The 15,667-nt window shown below is 35.6% G+C and carries 16 protein-coding genes and 6 tRNA genes; 18 read left to right on the top strand and 4 right to left on the bottom strand.

Going from position 1 to position 15,667, the window contains the following annotated elements:
* Positions 1-87: 87 nt before the first annotated feature.
* Positions 88-161, bottom strand: a tRNA-Gln gene (locus A0F92_RS12910).
* 112 nt (positions 162-273) lie between these two features.
* Positions 274-723, bottom strand: a complete 450-nt coding sequence (locus A0F92_RS12905) for an OmpA family protein (RefSeq protein WP_068246844.1) — start codon at positions 721-723, stop codon at positions 274-276.
* A 200-nt stretch (positions 724-923) separates the two neighbouring features.
* On the opposite strand from A0F92_RS12905, the gene A0F92_RS12900 reads away from it, so the two are divergent.
* The gene (locus A0F92_RS12900) at positions 924-1,562 is read left to right on the top strand and encodes an SGNH/GDSL hydrolase family protein (protein WP_253810450.1); all 639 of its coding nucleotides are present in this window, start codon (positions 924-926) and stop codon (positions 1,560-1,562) included.
* 84 nt (positions 1,563-1,646) lie between these two features.
* Here the strand turns inward: A0F92_RS12900 and tyrS are convergent, their stop codons facing one another.
* A complete protein-coding gene (gene tyrS, locus A0F92_RS12895) occupies positions 1,647-2,939 on the bottom strand; it encodes a tyrosine--tRNA ligase (protein ID WP_068246841.1) in 1,293 nt (430 codons plus the stop codon).
* Between the two features lie 148 nt (positions 2,940-3,087).
* Here tyrS and A0F92_RS12890 point away from each other — a divergent pair, with 148 nt between their 5' ends.
* Entirely contained in the window at positions 3,088-3,465 is a 378-nt protein-coding gene (locus A0F92_RS12890) for an RDD family protein (RefSeq protein ID WP_167517083.1), read from the top strand.
* A gap of 125 nt (positions 3,466-3,590) precedes the next feature.
* Here A0F92_RS12890 and A0F92_RS12885 read toward each other — a convergent pair whose 3' ends face one another.
* Positions 3,591-4,187, bottom strand: coding sequence for a riboflavin synthase (locus tag A0F92_RS12885; RefSeq protein ID WP_068246835.1), 597 nt, complete (start codon positions 4,185-4,187; stop codon positions 3,591-3,593).
* Positions 4,188-4,294: 107 nt separating this feature from the next.
* Between A0F92_RS12885 and rpsU the strand changes: the two genes are divergently transcribed.
* The 16 genes from rpsU to rpoB all read left to right on the top strand — a co-directional run bounded on the left by rpsU (position 4,295) and on the right by rpoB (position 15,551).
* A complete protein-coding gene (gene rpsU / locus A0F92_RS12880) occupies positions 4,295-4,492 on the top strand; it encodes a 30S ribosomal protein S21 (protein ID WP_068246832.1) in 198 nt (65 codons plus the stop codon).
* 62 nt (positions 4,493-4,554) lie between these two features.
* A complete protein-coding gene (locus A0F92_RS12875; protein WP_068246829.1) occupies positions 4,555-5,457 on the top strand; it encodes a tyrosine-type recombinase/integrase in 903 nt (300 codons plus the stop codon).
* Positions 5,458-5,624: 167 nt separating this feature from the next.
* Complete coding sequence (locus A0F92_RS12870) at positions 5,625-5,927, top strand: HPF/RaiA family ribosome-associated protein (RefSeq protein WP_068246825.1); 303 nt, start codon at positions 5,625-5,627, stop codon at positions 5,925-5,927.
* Between the two features lie 197 nt (positions 5,928-6,124).
* Positions 6,125-6,197 (top strand) — tRNA-Thr (locus A0F92_RS12865).
* A 13-nt stretch (positions 6,198-6,210) separates the two neighbouring features.
* Positions 6,211-6,293: transfer RNA gene (locus A0F92_RS12860), tRNA-Tyr, on the top strand.
* Positions 6,294-6,372: 79 nt separating this feature from the next.
* Positions 6,373-6,445: transfer RNA gene (locus A0F92_RS12855), tRNA-Gly, on the top strand.
* A 95-nt stretch (positions 6,446-6,540) separates the two neighbouring features.
* Positions 6,541-6,615, top strand: a tRNA-Thr gene (locus A0F92_RS12850).
* 133 nt (positions 6,616-6,748) lie between these two features.
* On the top strand, positions 6,749-7,939 hold the full coding sequence (gene tuf, locus A0F92_RS12845; RefSeq protein WP_068246822.1) for an elongation factor Tu: 1,191 nt from the start codon (positions 6,749-6,751) through the stop codon (positions 7,937-7,939).
* Positions 7,940-8,041: 102 nt separating this feature from the next.
* Positions 8,042-8,113: transfer RNA gene (locus A0F92_RS12840), tRNA-Trp, on the top strand.
* A gap of 106 nt (positions 8,114-8,219) precedes the next feature.
* Complete coding sequence (gene secE, locus A0F92_RS12835; RefSeq protein ID WP_068246819.1) at positions 8,220-8,414, top strand: preprotein translocase subunit SecE; 195 nt, start codon at positions 8,220-8,222, stop codon at positions 8,412-8,414.
* Between the two features lie 10 nt (positions 8,415-8,424).
* Positions 8,425-9,027: a transcription termination/antitermination protein NusG gene (gene nusG, locus A0F92_RS12830; protein WP_068246818.1), complete on the top strand. Its 603-nt coding sequence runs from the start codon at positions 8,425-8,427 to the stop codon at positions 9,025-9,027.
* 178 nt (positions 9,028-9,205) lie between these two features.
* Positions 9,206-9,649 carry a 50S ribosomal protein L11 gene (gene rplK / locus A0F92_RS12825; protein WP_068247125.1) on the top strand — a complete coding sequence of 148 codons (444 nt, stop codon included), beginning with the start codon at positions 9,206-9,208 and terminating at the stop codon, positions 9,647-9,649.
* 26 nt (positions 9,650-9,675) lie between these two features.
* Entirely contained in the window at positions 9,676-10,368 is a 693-nt protein-coding gene (gene rplA, locus A0F92_RS12820; protein WP_068246816.1) for a 50S ribosomal protein L1, read from the top strand.
* A 52-nt stretch (positions 10,369-10,420) separates the two neighbouring features.
* Positions 10,421-10,939: a 50S ribosomal protein L10 gene (rplJ, locus tag A0F92_RS12815; protein WP_068247122.1), complete on the top strand. Its 519-nt coding sequence runs from the start codon at positions 10,421-10,423 to the stop codon at positions 10,937-10,939.
* A gap of 110 nt (positions 10,940-11,049) precedes the next feature.
* Entirely contained in the window at positions 11,050-11,427 is a 378-nt protein-coding gene (rplL, locus tag A0F92_RS12810) for a 50S ribosomal protein L7/L12 (RefSeq protein WP_068246813.1), read from the top strand.
* 320 nt (positions 11,428-11,747) lie between these two features.
* Positions 11,748-15,551: a DNA-directed RNA polymerase subunit beta gene (gene rpoB / locus A0F92_RS12800; protein ID WP_068246808.1), complete on the top strand. Its 3,804-nt coding sequence runs from the start codon at positions 11,748-11,750 to the stop codon at positions 15,549-15,551.
* Positions 15,552-15,667 lie beyond the last annotated feature (116 nt).

The following is a 15,667-nucleotide window of genomic DNA, read 5'->3' as shown; positions in this document are numbered from 1 at the left end:
AATTAAAACAAAAAATCGAAGCACTATCAATACTTCGGTTTTTTATTGCAATAAAAAACCCCGGAAATATTTACCGGGGCTTATTTTTGGTTGGGTTACTAGGATTCGAACCTAGACAGACAGAACCAAAATCTGTAGTGCTACCGTTACACCATAACCCAATCCTATCACCAATTTTTACATTGGGGTGCAAAAATAGGGGAGCCTTTGGTTTGTTCCAAAAAATTTTATCACAATAAAAGGAAATTTTCTGGTTACAACTTCAATAAGGCTTCAATCTTTCAAATAATCAGTTTGTTTTGCGGGTGGTTTTATGATAATCGTTCTTTCTATTACCGCTGCATCGTAATCAATTAAAATAGTAACAACAACTTCATCATTTTGCTGGGGAAGTGCAGTTCCATTTTCTGAAACTGCAAATGTTGAAATGATAGCCGGATTGATACCAATTTGCATTAAATATTTTTTAATATTATTGGCTCTTTTAACAGCAAGGTTTGTATTTTTTTCTTTAGAAAGTGCATTACCATAAATTCTAATTCTGGTTAAAGTAATACTTGAATCGCCGGGCGGTACATCATTTAAAATTAATTTTGCAGCAGGTGTTAAATCGGGTTTATTGAATTGAAAATATACCCTGGCACTGGTGGTATCTGGTTCGGCAGCTTTTGCCAAAAGTCCTGAAAAAATGATACCCAGTAAGAAAAGTGTTTTTTTTAACATGTATCAATTTTAGTGTTGAATATAAAAGAAACACTAAGTTCCTCTATTTATTTTGTATGGAATAGATTTTATGGTTAAAAAATGATTTCACATCCTTTTTATTTCCGTTGCAACAGGTTATCTTTAATTCATCCCTGATGGGTATCCAAATGGAAAGTAAACTAATTTTATTGGCATTATTTGTAATTGCAATGTTGCTTATGTCACACACAGTTTCAAAAAAAACAAAAACAATTCTATTTTTCGGCGATTCAATTACCGAATTTAGCACGTTGCCCGGTGGTTATTTGCAGTTGTTAAATGAAAAAATAGTACAAAATGGCTTAGCTCAGCTAACTTGTTTGGGAGCTGGTATTAGTGGCAATAAAATTTACGATTTATACCTTCGGTTAGAAGATGATGTTTTGAATAAAAATCCTGCTTTGGTAGTTATTTTAATTGGTGTAAATGATGTATGGCATAAAGTATCGCACGGAACAGGTACCGATGCCGATAAGTTTGAAAAATTTTACAAAGCCATTTTAAATAAACTTCAGGCGTCCAATATTCCTGTGGTTTTATGCACCATTATATCCATTGGCGAAAAATTACAAGGTCAAAACCGGCAAGATGATGATATTGATGTATACAATGGTATTATCAGAAATCTTTCCACCACTTACCAGGTACCACTTTGTGATTTGCGAAAAGCGGCATTTGATTGTATTGCAGCACAAAATCATACCAATGCCGACAGGGGGTTTTTAACCAAAGATGGGGTTCATTTAAATGAAACCGGCAATAGGGTGGTAGCAGAAAATATTTGGCAAACCATAGCTCAAATTCCCGGGTTTTTATAAAACAAAAAGACAGTTTGTTTGAAAGTAAACTGTCTTTTTTACATAATTTAGATGAATACAAAATTGAGTAAGCCCACTCAAATCCTAATCATTTACAACTACTAAATAGTAATTTTTTTTTCCTTTTTGAATGAGGATGTATTTGTTCTGCAAAAGGTCTTGTTTTGTAATCTGCACATAATCGGTTTCAATTTTCTTTTTATTGATGCGGATACCACCATTCTGCCACATTTTTCTGGCTTCGCCTTTACTGGGGAAAATATTGGTTTCAGTTAAAAAGTTTAATAAATCATAACCGCTTTCAATTTGTGATTTTGAAATGGTGATGGTAGGCACACCTTCCAAAGCCTGTAATAGTTGCTTTTCACTTAAACTGGCCAGTATATCAGCAGTTTCATTATTAAATAATATTTCAGAAGCCTGCACTGCAAAATCATAATCTGCTTTGCTATGCACAAAAATGGTTAATGATTCGGCTAATTTTTTTTGTAAAATCCTTTCATATGGTGCTTTATCGTGTGCTTCCAATAAGCTTTCAATGGTTTCTTTTGGTAGCAGCGTAAATATTTTAATCCATTTTTTTGCATCTTCATCACTGGCATTCAGCCAAAATTGATAAAATTGATAGGGAGAAGTTTTTTGCGCATCTAACCAAACATTGCCTTTTTCAGTTTTACCAAACTTACCGCCATCTGCTTTGGTTATCAGCGGGCAGGTAAATGCAAAGGCTTCGCCGCCTGCTTTTTTTCTGATAATTTCAGTTCCGGTTACAATATTGCCCCACTGATCGCTGCCACCCATTTGCAGTTTGCAGTTTTTGTGTGTATAAAGCCAGTAAAAATCATAGCCCTGTACCAACTGATAGGTAAATTCGGTAAAACTCATTCCGTTTTCATTTTCTATCCGTTTTTTTACACTATCCTTGGCCAACATATAGTTTACGGTAATATACTTTCCTACATCTCTGATAAAATGCAGAAAACTCATGTCTTTAAACCAGTCGTAATTATTCACCATTTCGGCGGCATTGGGCTTTGTAGTATCAAAGTCTAAAAATTTTTCTAACTGTTTTTTTACGCATTGCACATTGTGCTGTAAAACATCTTCACTCAGCAAATTTCTTTCTTCACTTTTTCCGCTCGGATCGCCCACCATGCCAGTTGCACCACCTACTAAAGCAAAGGGTTTATGCCCTGCTTTTTGCAAATGAACCAATAATAAAATGGGCACCAGACTGCCAATATGTAAACTATCTGCAGTAGGATCAAAACCAATATAGGCCGAGGTCATTTCCTTATTCAATTGTTCAATGGTTCCGGGCATTATATCCTGAATTAATCCACGCCATTGCAATTCTTCCATTAGATTTAGATTCATACAAAATTCAATTTGCGCAAAAGTAATTACTTTGATGTTCGGAATAAATGTAATTGTTGCGTTATGTTTGCAAATGAATCAGCTAATGCTGTTCAATAATTCAGGAAGATGCCACAATGGGAAGTTCTATCATAAAAATAATAACAATATGCAAATAGTAGGTTTTGGCACCCGGGTGCTTAATTTTCTGGTAGATTTAATTCTTGTGTTTTCAATCGCATATTTATTGAATAAAGTATGGGATTGGTATGTTGTTTTTTATGAATACACGCCTTATAATTTTGGTGAAATATTTGGATTGGTAGTGTTCATATATTATTTTTTGTTTGAATGGATCTTTGCACGTACACCGGGAAAATGGTTTTCACGAAGTAAGGTGGTAACCCAATCGGGAGGTAAACCCGGTATATGGCCTATATTTATGCGCAGTATTATCCGGTTAACTATTATAGATGCTTTTTTTATTCCTTTTTTAGAAATGCCATTGCATGATTATTTAAGTAAAACCAGGGTAGTAGAAGCTTAATTTTTTTGGAAGGACATCACTGTATGTTTTTTAAATTGAAAAATCACCAACTATTTTCAGCGCATTACCTTAAAGTAAAGATTTTGTAAAGATTTTATAAGATGTTTTTGTAAAAGAAAAATGATTTAAGAAAATTTTTTCAACGTTTCCATTCTTAAGATATATTTTCCAATTATATCAAATTCAAGATTCACCTCAGTTTTTATTGTTACAGATGACATATTGGTATGTTCAAATGTATAAGGAATAATGGCTACTTTAAAACTGTTTTCCGTAACATTAAAACAGGTTAAACTAATACCATTTAAACAAATAGAACCCTTTTCAATAATCAATGGGGCAAAGGCTGCTGGAAACTGAAACGTATACTCCCAGCTTCCGACTAAGGTTTTTACTTCCATACAGGTTGCAGTACAATCTACATGACCCTGCACCAAATGCCCGTCTATACGTCCGTTCATAACCATACAGCGTTCAATATTCACGATATCGCCCGGTTGTAAATGGTTTAAATTGGTTTTTTGTAAGGTTTCTTCAATAGCAGTTACTCGATGCGAGTTACCTTCAGCCACCTCAATAGTAAGGCAAACGCCATTATGCGATACACTTTGGTCGGCTTTTAAAGCATTGCTAAGTGGCGATGAGATCCAAAATATGGTATTTGTACCACTTTTTTCAATCTTTTCAACATAGCCAGTACATTCAATAATTCCTGTAAACATACCTGCAATTTAAATGGAAAAGACACAAAAATAATTTTGATATTTGGAATTTTACCGGAACCTATTATCTTTGCAGCCCATTCATTCAAAAAAGGAGATATTTTATTATGCTTATTATCGATTCAAAAGATTGCGAAAACATTGACAAGGCGCTGAAAAAGTATAAGAAAAAGTTTGAAAAAAGCAAAACACTGCTTAAATTAAGAGAGCGTCAAACTTTTACAAAGCCCTCTGTTAAACGCAGAGAAACTGTGTTAAAAGCAATCTACAAGCAAAAAATTGCCAGTGGAAAAATAGAAGCATAAAATGCTTTTATACCCAAAATATATTTAGTAGCCTGAGATAGTTAATTTTAGGCTACTTTTTTATGTCTATTATTGAAACATATCCTGAATTACAACAATTTATTGCGTATCTCAGTTTTGAGAAGCGATATTCAAAATATACCGTTACAGCTTATCAAAAGGATTTGGAACAATTTCTTCATTTCCAAATTAATCAGTTTAATTCTCCGGCTATCAACGATATTCAGCCCACATTTATTAAAAGTTGGCTTGCATTTTTAAAAGAACAGGGACTTGAGTCCAAGAGCATCAATCGAAAAATTTCTACTTTAAAATCATTTTTCAAGCATCTTCAAAAATTGGGATTGTTGCGGCAATCGCCCATGGCAACCATTATTTCTCCAAAAGCCAAAAAAAGGCTGCCTGCATTTGTAGATGAATCCAAAATGGAATTATTGTTACAAACAGCTATTGATACCACCAATTGGGATGAAAAAACAAATTTTCTGGTTTTGCAGTTATTTTATTTTACAGGCATTCGTTTAAGTGAGTTAATACATTTAAAAGAAATGCAAATTGATGCTGCCAACCAACAAATAAAAGTAATAGGGAAGGGGAACAAAGAACGAATCATACCCATTCATGATACCTTATTGACTCAGTTAAAAGGGTATCTGAAGGAAAAGCATCATCAGTTTGGAACTATTGAACCCTGTGTATTTGTGAATAAAAAAAATAAACCATTGCAACCCAGACAGGTGTATCAAAACATTAAAAATTTATTGGGTACAGTAACAACCATGCAAAAGAAGAGTCCGCATGTGCTACGCCATACTTTTGCAACCCATCTCTTAAACAATGGTGCAGATTTAAATGCCGTAAAAGAACTATTGGGGCACAGCAGTTTAGCCGCAACACAGGTATATACCCACACCACCATCGAAAAGCTAAAAGACATTCACAAAAAAGCTCATCCTAAAGCCTGAAATTTTATGGCACCAGCAATAGGAAAATTTTTTAAGAAAAACAATAACGAATTAGCTTTATTTTATAAAATGAAAGCTGTAGATTTATCATGAAATGATGATGTATAAAAACACATCATTTAAAACAGTTCTTTACATTATTTTTTCACCATTAAACGTGTGTTGCTATGAACATCAACATTCAAACTGTGCATTTTGAAGCAGATTTTAAACTGTTAGATTATGTAACTAAAAAAACGGAAAAATTAAACACTTTTCATGATCAGGTTTTAAAAGTAGATGTCTTTCTTAAATTGGATAATGTAGTTCATAAAATTAAAGACAAGATTGTTGAAATCCGCGTTCATGTTCCCAAACACGATTTTTTTGTAAAAGCCTCTTCAAAATCATTCGAAGAGTCTTTTGATATGGCATTTGATTCCATGATCAATCAAATTAAACGAAAAAAAGAAAAGCTAACCATTGCTTAACAAATTTTACCGGCCCTCTGCAAAGAGGGCTTTTTTTTTGCTATTGTGGCATTCGATTTTTAAATTAATTGCTCAGTAATAGCAGTACTTTTGCAGAAATGTTGAAAACTGATTAAAAATTTTTGTAGAAGAATTTTGTTGAAATAAGTTTTCCATTACCTTTGCCATCCCGAAAAAAACGGTAGTTCTTTGTGTAAGCCGAAGTAGCTCAGTTGGTAGAGCAGCTGATTTGTAATCAGCAGGTCGTGGGTTCGACTCCCTTCTTCGGCTCAAAAAATGTATTGGGCAGGTTCCAGAGCGGCCAAATGGGGCGGACTGTAAATCCGCTGTCTTTCGACTTCAGTGGTTCGAATCCACTCCTGCCCACAATTATTCTTTTTTTGGGGAGAGTAAAATAGTTCTTTAAATCGAAAAAGTATCGGCTCAGTGGCTGTTACAATTTCAAGCGGGAGTAGCTCATTTGGTAGAGCGATAGCCTTCCAAGCTATAGGTGGCGAGTTCGAGCCTCGTCTCCCGCTCTTTGCCTGAAATAACGGAAATAAAAAAAATAGGTTCATGACTTTTTGAATTGGAATGGATACTATTAATAAGTAAAACCGATTTTTTTTATCAGGCCGTTGTAGCTCAGGGGTAGAGCACTTCCTTGGTAAGGAAGAGGTCGTGAGTTCAATTCTCATCAACGGCTCCATTTATAATGGAAAAGAATGTGCAGTTGGAAATAGTGGTACTAATTTGAATAACAGGATTTGAAAAATCAAGAAAATAAAAACTAAAACAAGGCAGAGGCCTTAAATTTTTACACACAACTAAAAACAAATAAAATGGCAAAAGAAAGCTTCTTGAGGGATAAACCCCACGTTAACGTTGGAACAATTGGTCACGTGGATCATGGTAAAACCACCTTGACTGCGGCCATAACTACAATCTTATCTAAAAAAGGAATGGGTAATGTGGCTAGGAAATATGATGAGATTGATGGTGCACCTGAAGAAAAAGAGCGTGGTATTACCATTAATACTGCACACGTGGAATATCAAACTGCTAACCGTCACTATGCACACGTTGACTGTCCTGGTCACGCCGACTATGTTAAAAACATGATTACCGGTGCTGCACAAATGGATGGAGCTATTCTGGTGGTTGCTGCCACAGATGGTCCAATGCCTCAAACCAAAGAACACATTCTTTTGGCCCGTCAGGTAGGTGTACCACGTATTGTAGTATTTATGAACAAAGTTGACTTAGTTGACGATCCTGAATTATTAGAATTAGTGGAAATGGAAATCCGTGAGTTATTAAACTCATATGGTTTTGATGGTGATAATACTCCTATTATTCAGGGTTCTGCAACCGGCGCCTTGGCTGAAGATCCAAAATGGGTTGGTAAAATTGATGAATTAATGGATGCTGTTGATAGTTATATTCCATTACCTCCCCGCCCAATTGATCAACCATTCCTGATGAGTGTGGAAGATGTATTCTCTATCACAGGTCGTGGTACAGTAGCTACTGGTCGTATTGAACGGGGTGTGATAAAAGTTGGTGAATCAGTTGAAATTGTTGGTTTAATGGAAGCGCCGCTTTCCTCAACTGTAACTGGTGTGGAAATGTTCAAGAAATTATTAGATGAAGGTCAGGCTGGTGATAATGCTGGTTTATTATTACGTGGTATTGAAAAGAAAGATATTCGTCGTGGTATGGTAATTTGCAAACCCAAAAGCATTACCCCACATACAGAATTTAAAGGTGAGGTTTACGTATTAAGCAAAGAAGAAGGTGGCCGTCATACTCCATTCTTCAATAAATACCGTCCTCAGTTCTATTTCCGCACTACCGATGTAACCGGTGAAGTTTCCTTACCTGAAGGAACAGAAATGGTAATGCCTGGTGATAATATTAACTTAACTGTAAAATTAATCCAACCCATCGCAATGGAAAAAGGTTTGAAATTTGCGATTAGAGAAGGTGGTAGAACAGTAGGAGCAGGACAGGTTACTGAAATTTTGAAATAGGCTCTTTATTTTAATAAATCCTTTGTTGTAATTTTCCTATATTTGCAACAGAAAATTTCTTAAAGGCTGTCCCGACAACATCGGGATAGCTTTTAAGTTTATACGGGTATCGTACAACGGTTAGTATAGAGGTCTCCAAAACCTTCGATCTGGGTTCGAATCCTAGTACCCGTGCTATTGTGGTTTTATTTTAACGGGGGTTTACACATGCCTTATGCAACGAACTGAATATTAGCAGTGCTGCAACAAATGTGTTTGCCATCATAATATCAAAAATAAAATGAATAAAGTTACTACCTATTTTAGAGACAGCTACCGCGAGTTAGTTGAAAAAGTAACCTGGCCAACCTGGCAAGAGTTGCAACAAAGCACCGTAATTGTTTTGGTAGCAACCATCATTATTACAGGTATTGTATGGTTAATGGATTTTAGCTCCAACCAGGTACTAAAATTAATTTATTCATTGTTCAAGTAATTTTTATTCCATGGAGATTTCTTCAGAAGTAATAGATGCCATTACTACACCACAACCAGAAACCAAATGGTATGTGTTACGGGTAGTGAGTGGAAAAGAGCGAAAAGTAAAAGAATATCTGGATAAAGATATTCAGCGCAGTGGTTGGGTTGATATTATTAAACAGGTTTTTTTACCAATGGAAAAAGTGTACAAAGTGCAGAATGGTAAAAAAATAATGCGGGAAAAAAACTATTTTCCAGGTTATGTAATGATAGAAGTAGCTGATGGTAAATTAAACGATGAAATTGTTCAGCACATTAGCAATATTAGCAATGTAATGCATTTTCTTACTGATGGCAAGGGTTCTAAAGGCAATATCATTTCACTTCGTAAAAGTGAAGTAAATAAAATGCTTGGAAAAGTGGATGAAATGAATGATCAGGGTATCAGCATCAGCGAGCCTTTTATTGTTGGTGAAACCATTAAAATTATTGAAGGGCCATTTAACGATTTTAATGGTATTATTGAAGAAGTGAATGACGAGAAGAAAAAACTAAAAGTTACCGTTAAAATTTTCGGAAGATCAACTCCGGTAGAGTTAAATTATATGCAGGTTGAAAAGATAGGCTAATGGTAATCCAGAAAATATTTTCTAAAAAATCTCCCATTCAGGAGATTTTTTAGTTGGAAGGTTAAATGAATCAAAAATTCTATTACCTTTGCCGTCCCAAAATAGTTCTTATTCTTAATGATGGAGCTTGGGAGTTTTGTTTAAAACAAAACGTTATTACCAATCAAATCGTAAAATTATGGCAAAAGAAATCTCCGGCTTTGTAAAGCTGCAGGTAAAAGGTGGTCAGGCCAACCCCGCACCACCTGTAGGTCCTGCCCTTGGTTCCAAGGGAATTAATATTATGGAGTTCTGCAAACAATTCAATGCAAGAACTCAGGATAAAATGGGAAAAGTTGTTCCCGTTTTAATTACAGTGTATTCCGACAAGTCTTTCGACTTTGTTATTAAAACCGCACCGGCTGCCGTTCAATTAATGGAAGCAGCAAAAATTCAAAAAGGCAGTAAAGAACCCAACCGTGCTAAGGTTGGAAAAGTAACATGGGAACAAATTGAAGGCATTGCAAAAGATAAAATGCCCGATATGAACTGTTTTACTTTAGAAAGCGCCATGAAAATGGTTGCAGGTACTGCACGTAGTTTAGGACTTAATATTGAGGGGGATGCTCCCTGGAAAAACTAATTATTCACCTTAAATAACTTTATAAAATGGCACTGACTAAAAAAAGAAAAGTAGCAGAAAGTAAGGTGGATAAAAACAAAGTTTATTCCCTTAAAGAAGCCGCTGCATTAGTAAAAGAAATTAATTGCACCAAATTCGATAGTTCTGTAGATATACATATTCGCTTAGGTGTTGATCCTAAAAAAGCCGATCAGCAAGTACGCGGTACTGTAAGTTTACCACATGGTACTGGTAAAACCAAAAGAGTACTGGTTTTATGTACACCTGATAAAGAAGATGCTGCAAAACAGGCTGGCGCTGACTATGTTGGGTTGGATGAATTCATTCAAAAAATAGAATCAGGCTGGGTTGATGTAGACGTAATTATTGCAACCCCATCAGTAATGCCTAAAATTGGTAAATTAGGTAAAGTATTGGGTCCTCGTAACTTAATGCCCAACCCCAAAACCGGTACCGTTACCAACGATGTAGCCGCTGCAGTGAATGAAGTAAAAGGTGGTAAAATTGCATTTAAAGTGGATAAAGCAGGTATTGTTCATGCTTCCATTGGCCGTGTTTCTTTCGATGCCAATAAAATTGCAGAAAATACCACTGAATTAATTAATGCTATTTTAAAATTAAAACCCGCAACTGCAAAGGGTACTTATTTAAAAGGCGTTAATATGGCCAGCACTATGAGCCCCGGTATTACATTAGATGCAAAATCATTAGCAAACTAAGTCCTGGTGATTCGGAATTCCGAATATGACCCGGGTATTTAAAAAATTAGTTATGACCAAAGAACAAAAAAATGAAGTGATTGAACTTTTAAAAGAAAAGTTCTCACAATACAATAACTTTTATGTTACCGATACTGAATCATTAACAGTAGATCAGGTAGGTAAATTACGTAAAGCCTGTTTCGATAAGAATGTAGAGCTGAAAGTAGCCAAAAACACACTGATTAAAAAAGCATTGGAAGCATTAGATGCTGAAAAATATACAGGGGTATATGAATCATTGCACAATGTAACAGCGTTACTTTTTTCGGAAAACCCGAAAGATCCTGCATTGATTATCTCTTCTTTCAGAAAAGCAAGCAATAATGAAAAGCCTCAATTAAAAGCAGCTTTCATTAATGGTGATATTTACACCGGTGATGCTAATCTGGTAACATTAACAAAAATTAAAACAAAAGATGAATTGATAGGTGAAGTAATTGGTTTACTACAATCTCCTGCAAAACGTGTTTTGGCTGCTTTATTGCACCATCACGAAAAACAGGCAGAAACAACCACTGCTGTTGAATAGTTCATTTGTAAAATTTTATAACCAACACCTCTGAGGTAAAAATGGGGTATTTTTCCATAACCTTCCGCCGGAGCAAACGCAATGAAGGCGGTTTTTAAAACTTAAATATTATGGCAGACGTAAAAGCATTAGCCGAAACCCTGGTAGGTTTAACAGTTAAAGAAGTACAAGAATTAGCAGATGTATTAAAAGCAGAATATGGTATTGAGCCAGCCGCTGCCGCAGCTGTAGTAGTTGCAAGTGGTGATGGTGGCGGTGCTGCTGCTGCTGCAGAACAAACTTCATTTGATGTTATTCTGAAAAGTGGTGGAGCCAGCAAATTAAATGTGGTTAAAATTGTAAAAGAATTAACCGGTTTAGGTTTGAAAGAAGCGAAAGATCTGGTTGATGGTGCACCCAAACCAGTAAAAGAAGGTATTTCTAAAGCTGAAGCTGAAGAATTAGCCAATAAGCTGAAAGATGCCGGAGCTGAAGTTGAAATCAAATAACTTTACCGTAAATCATTCATTCATTACCTCCGAAATACTTTCGGGGGTAATTTTTTTAAAGGGAATTTTGGGACTGGGTAATGCATTGGGTTGGTAGTGAACAACCTGACTGATGTACCGGAAGCAAAAACCAGCCAATATTGAAATAAATTTTGTTTTTTCTTTCACCTGCTTTCCGTACTTTTGCCATCCTTATTTTAAGGCATTTAGATTCCGGTGAATTGGGAATGGCCATTAAATCCCTTTCATCTTTGTATAACAAAGCGCCGGGAACCTATCGTTTCCCTATTTATTAGCTAAAACCGGTTTTACAAAATACTATGTCAACAACAACACTGAACAAAAGGATCAACTTTGGCAAAACAAAAAATTTAGCTGAAGCACCTGATTTATTAGACATTCAACTTGAATCATTTCGTGAATTTTTTCAGTTAGAAACTACACCCGATAAAAGGAATGTAGAAGGACTATTCCGTGTATTTAAGGAAAACTTTCCTATTACAGATACACGTAATATTTTCGTGCTGGAATTTTTAGATTATTTTATTGACCCGCCACGTTATTCAATTGAAGAATGTATGGAGCGTGGTTTAACCTATGCCGTTCCATTAAAAGCTAAACTGCGGTTAAGTTGTAATGATGAAGAACATGTGGATTTTCAAACCATTGTTCAAGATGTGTTTTTAGGAAATATTCCTTATATGACACCTCGCGGCACATTTGTGGTAAATGGTGCTGAACGCGTTGTTGTATCTCAATTACATCGCTCCCCGGGTGTATTCTTTGGCCAGTCTGTACACCCTAACGGTACTAAAATTTATTCTGCCCGTGTAATTCCTTTTAAAGGTGCATGGATGGAATTTGCCACCGATATTAACAATGTAATGTATGCGTATATTGATCGTAAGAAAAAATTCCCGGTAACCACCCTCTTACGTTCCATAGGCTATGAAACAGATAAAGATATTCTTGAATTATTCGGAATGGCCGATGAAGTTAAAACCGATAAGAAGGAATTATCCAAATTCATTGGAAAAAAATTAGCTGCCCGTGTACTAAGAACCTGGGTTGAAGATTTTGTAGATGAAGATTCGGGTGAAGTGGTATCGATTGAGCGTAATGAAATTGTAATGGAACGCGATACCATTTTAGATGAAGATGCCATTGATACAATTATTGAATTAGGCATTAAAAGCGTATTCATTCAAAAAGAAGATGTAGGCGGTGATTACGCAATTATTTACAATACTTTAAATAAAGATACCTCAAACAGTGAATTAGAAGCTGTTCAGCACATTTATCGTCAGTTACGTGGTGCTGATGCCCCTGATAATGAAACAGCACGTGGTATTATCGATAAATTATTTTTCTCAGACAAACGTTACGATTTAGGTGAAGTTGGCCGTTATAAAATTAACCGCAAATTGAACCTTGATTTATCCATCGAGAAAAAAGTATTAACAAGATTAGATATTATTGAAATTATCAAATATCTGGTTCGTTTAACCAATGGTAAAGCCGAAGTAGATGATATTGATCATTTAAGCAATCGCCGTGTTAGAACAGTGGGCGAACAATTGTATGCACAATTTGGCGTAGGTTTAGCTCGTATGGCTCGTACCATTCGTGAAAGAATGAATGTACGCGACAATGAAGTATTTACGCCTGTTGATTTAATCAATGCTCGTACTTTATCTTCCGTTATTAATTCATTTTTTGGTACTTCCCAATTATCTCAATTTTTAGACCAAACCAACCCCTTATCTGAAATTACACATAAACGTAGGATTTCAGCCTTAGGACCCGGTGGTTTAAGCAGAGAAAGAGCCGGATTTGAGGTGCGCGACGTTCACTATTCGCATTACGGTCGTTTATGTACCATTGAAACACCCGAAGGCCCGAATATAGGATTGATTTCTACCCTTTGTGTACATGCAACCATTAATGATATGGGCTTTATAGAAACCCCTTATCGTAAAGTAGAAAATGGGAAAGTTAATTTGAAAGAATTAACCTATTTAAGTGCAGAAGAAGAAGATACCGCAAAAATTGCACAAAGTAATACACCACTTACCTCTAATGGTGAATTCGCTGTTGATCAGGTAATTTCCCGTGAAACAGGCGATTTTCCCATTTTAGATAAAGAGGAAGTTGAATATATGGATGTGGCGCCCAACCAAATTGTAGGATTAAGTGCCTCATTAATTCCTTTCTTAGAGCATGATGATGCCAACCGTGCATTGATGGGTTCTAACATGCAACGTCAGGCCGTACCATTAATCAGATTAGAATCTCCGATTGTAGGTACAGGTTTGGAAGGTAAAGCAGCCCGTGATGCCAGAATTCAAATTCATGCAGAAGGAGATGGTGTGATAGAATTTGTAGATGCCAATGAAATACATGTGCGTTATGAAAGAAGCGAGATTGATAAACTCATTTCATTCGATGATGATTTGCGTGTTTATAAATTAACCAAATTTATCAAAACCAATCAGGCTACCTCTATCAATCTTCGTCCGGCTGTTAAAAAAGGACAAATTGTTAAAAAAGGTGATTTTTTAACCGAAGGTTATGCCACTCAAAATGGAGAATTGGCTTTGGGAAGAAACTTGCAAGTAGCTTTCATGCCATGGAAAGGTTACAATTTTGAAGATGCTATTGTAATTAATGAGAAAGTAGTTCGTGAAGATTTATTTACTTCTATTCACATTGATGAATATGAATTAGAAGTACGCGATACCAAACTGGGTGAAGAAGAATTAACGCCCGATATACCAAATGTTTCTGAAGAAGCCACCAAAGATTTGGATGAAAATGGTATCATCAGAATTGGGGCATCCATTAAAGAGGGTGATATATTAATTGGTAAAATAACGCCCAAAGGTGAATCTGATCCTACACCGGAAGAAAAATTATTAAGAGCCATATTTGGTGATAAAGCCGGTGACGCAAAAGATGCTTCTTTAAAAGCACCTAACGGAACAGAAGGCGTTGTGATTGATAAAAAATTGTTTCAGCGTGCTAAGAAAGATAAGAACAGTAAACAAAAAGAAAAATCACAATTAGAAAAAGTAGAAAAAATACATCAGCAAAATGTTGAAGTTTTAAAAGAACAATTGCATAGTAAACTGCAGGTTTTATTAAAAGATAAAACATCTGCCGGTGTTACCAATACTTTTGGTGAGGTATTAATTGGGAAAGGCGCAAAATTCAATGCCAAAAATATTGCTTCTATTGAGTATCAAAGCGTTAATCCGTTAGGCTGGACAGGTGAAGCCGAAACTGATCATTATATTAATACAATGTTGCATAATTACAGTATTAAATATAATGAAGAACTGGGCAGATACAAAAGAGAGAAATTCAATATTTCAATTGGTGATGAATTGCCAGCAGGTGTTTTAAAATTGGCTAAGGTTTATCTGGCTGTTAAGCGTAAATTGAAAGTTGGTGATAAAATGGCCGGACGACATGGAAATAAAGGTATTGTTGCAAAAATTGTACGTGCAGAAGATATGCCTTTTATGGAAGATGGCACACCGGTGGATATTGTATTAAATCCATTAGGGGTGCCCTCCCGTATGAATCTGGGCCAGATTTATGAAACCATTTTAGGATGGGCCGGAAAAAAATTAGGGTTGAAATTTGCTACGCCAATTTTTGATGGTGCTACTACAACAGAAATTGAAAAATACTGTGAAGAAGCGAATATTCCATTAAACGGTCATACTTATTTGTATGATGGTGAAACCGGTGAACGTTTTGATCAAAAAGCCACTGTGGGTGTTATTTACATGATTAAACTGCACCACATGGTTGATGATAAAATGCATGCTCGTTCAATTGGACCTTACAGCTTAATTACCCAACAACCTTTGGGTGGTAAAGCACAATTTGGTGGTCAGCGTTTTGGTGAAATGGAAGTTTGGGCATTAGAAGCTTATGGCGCAGCTAATATATTACAGGAATTATTAACATTAAAATCTGATGATATTATTGGCCGTGCAAAAACATATGAAGCCATTGTAAAAGGTGAAAACATACCAAAGGCAGGTGTGCCGGAGTCTTTCAATGTATTGGTTCATGAATTAAGAGGTTTAGGGCTCGATTTGAAATTTGAGTAATCTGCCTGAATATTTCTTTCATACAAAGCCGTTTGATTTTTTCAAACGGTTTTTTTATTTTGTACATTCTACTTAACAAAAATCAAATTCTGCTCCTTAGTATTTTTTTAAGTAAT

The organism is Hydrotalea flava (assembly GCF_001623405.1).
GTDB classification, from domain to species: domain Bacteria; phylum Bacteroidota; class Bacteroidia; order Chitinophagales; family Chitinophagaceae; genus Hydrotalea; species Hydrotalea flava.
This window is presented reverse-complemented; position numbering and strand designations above follow the sequence as displayed.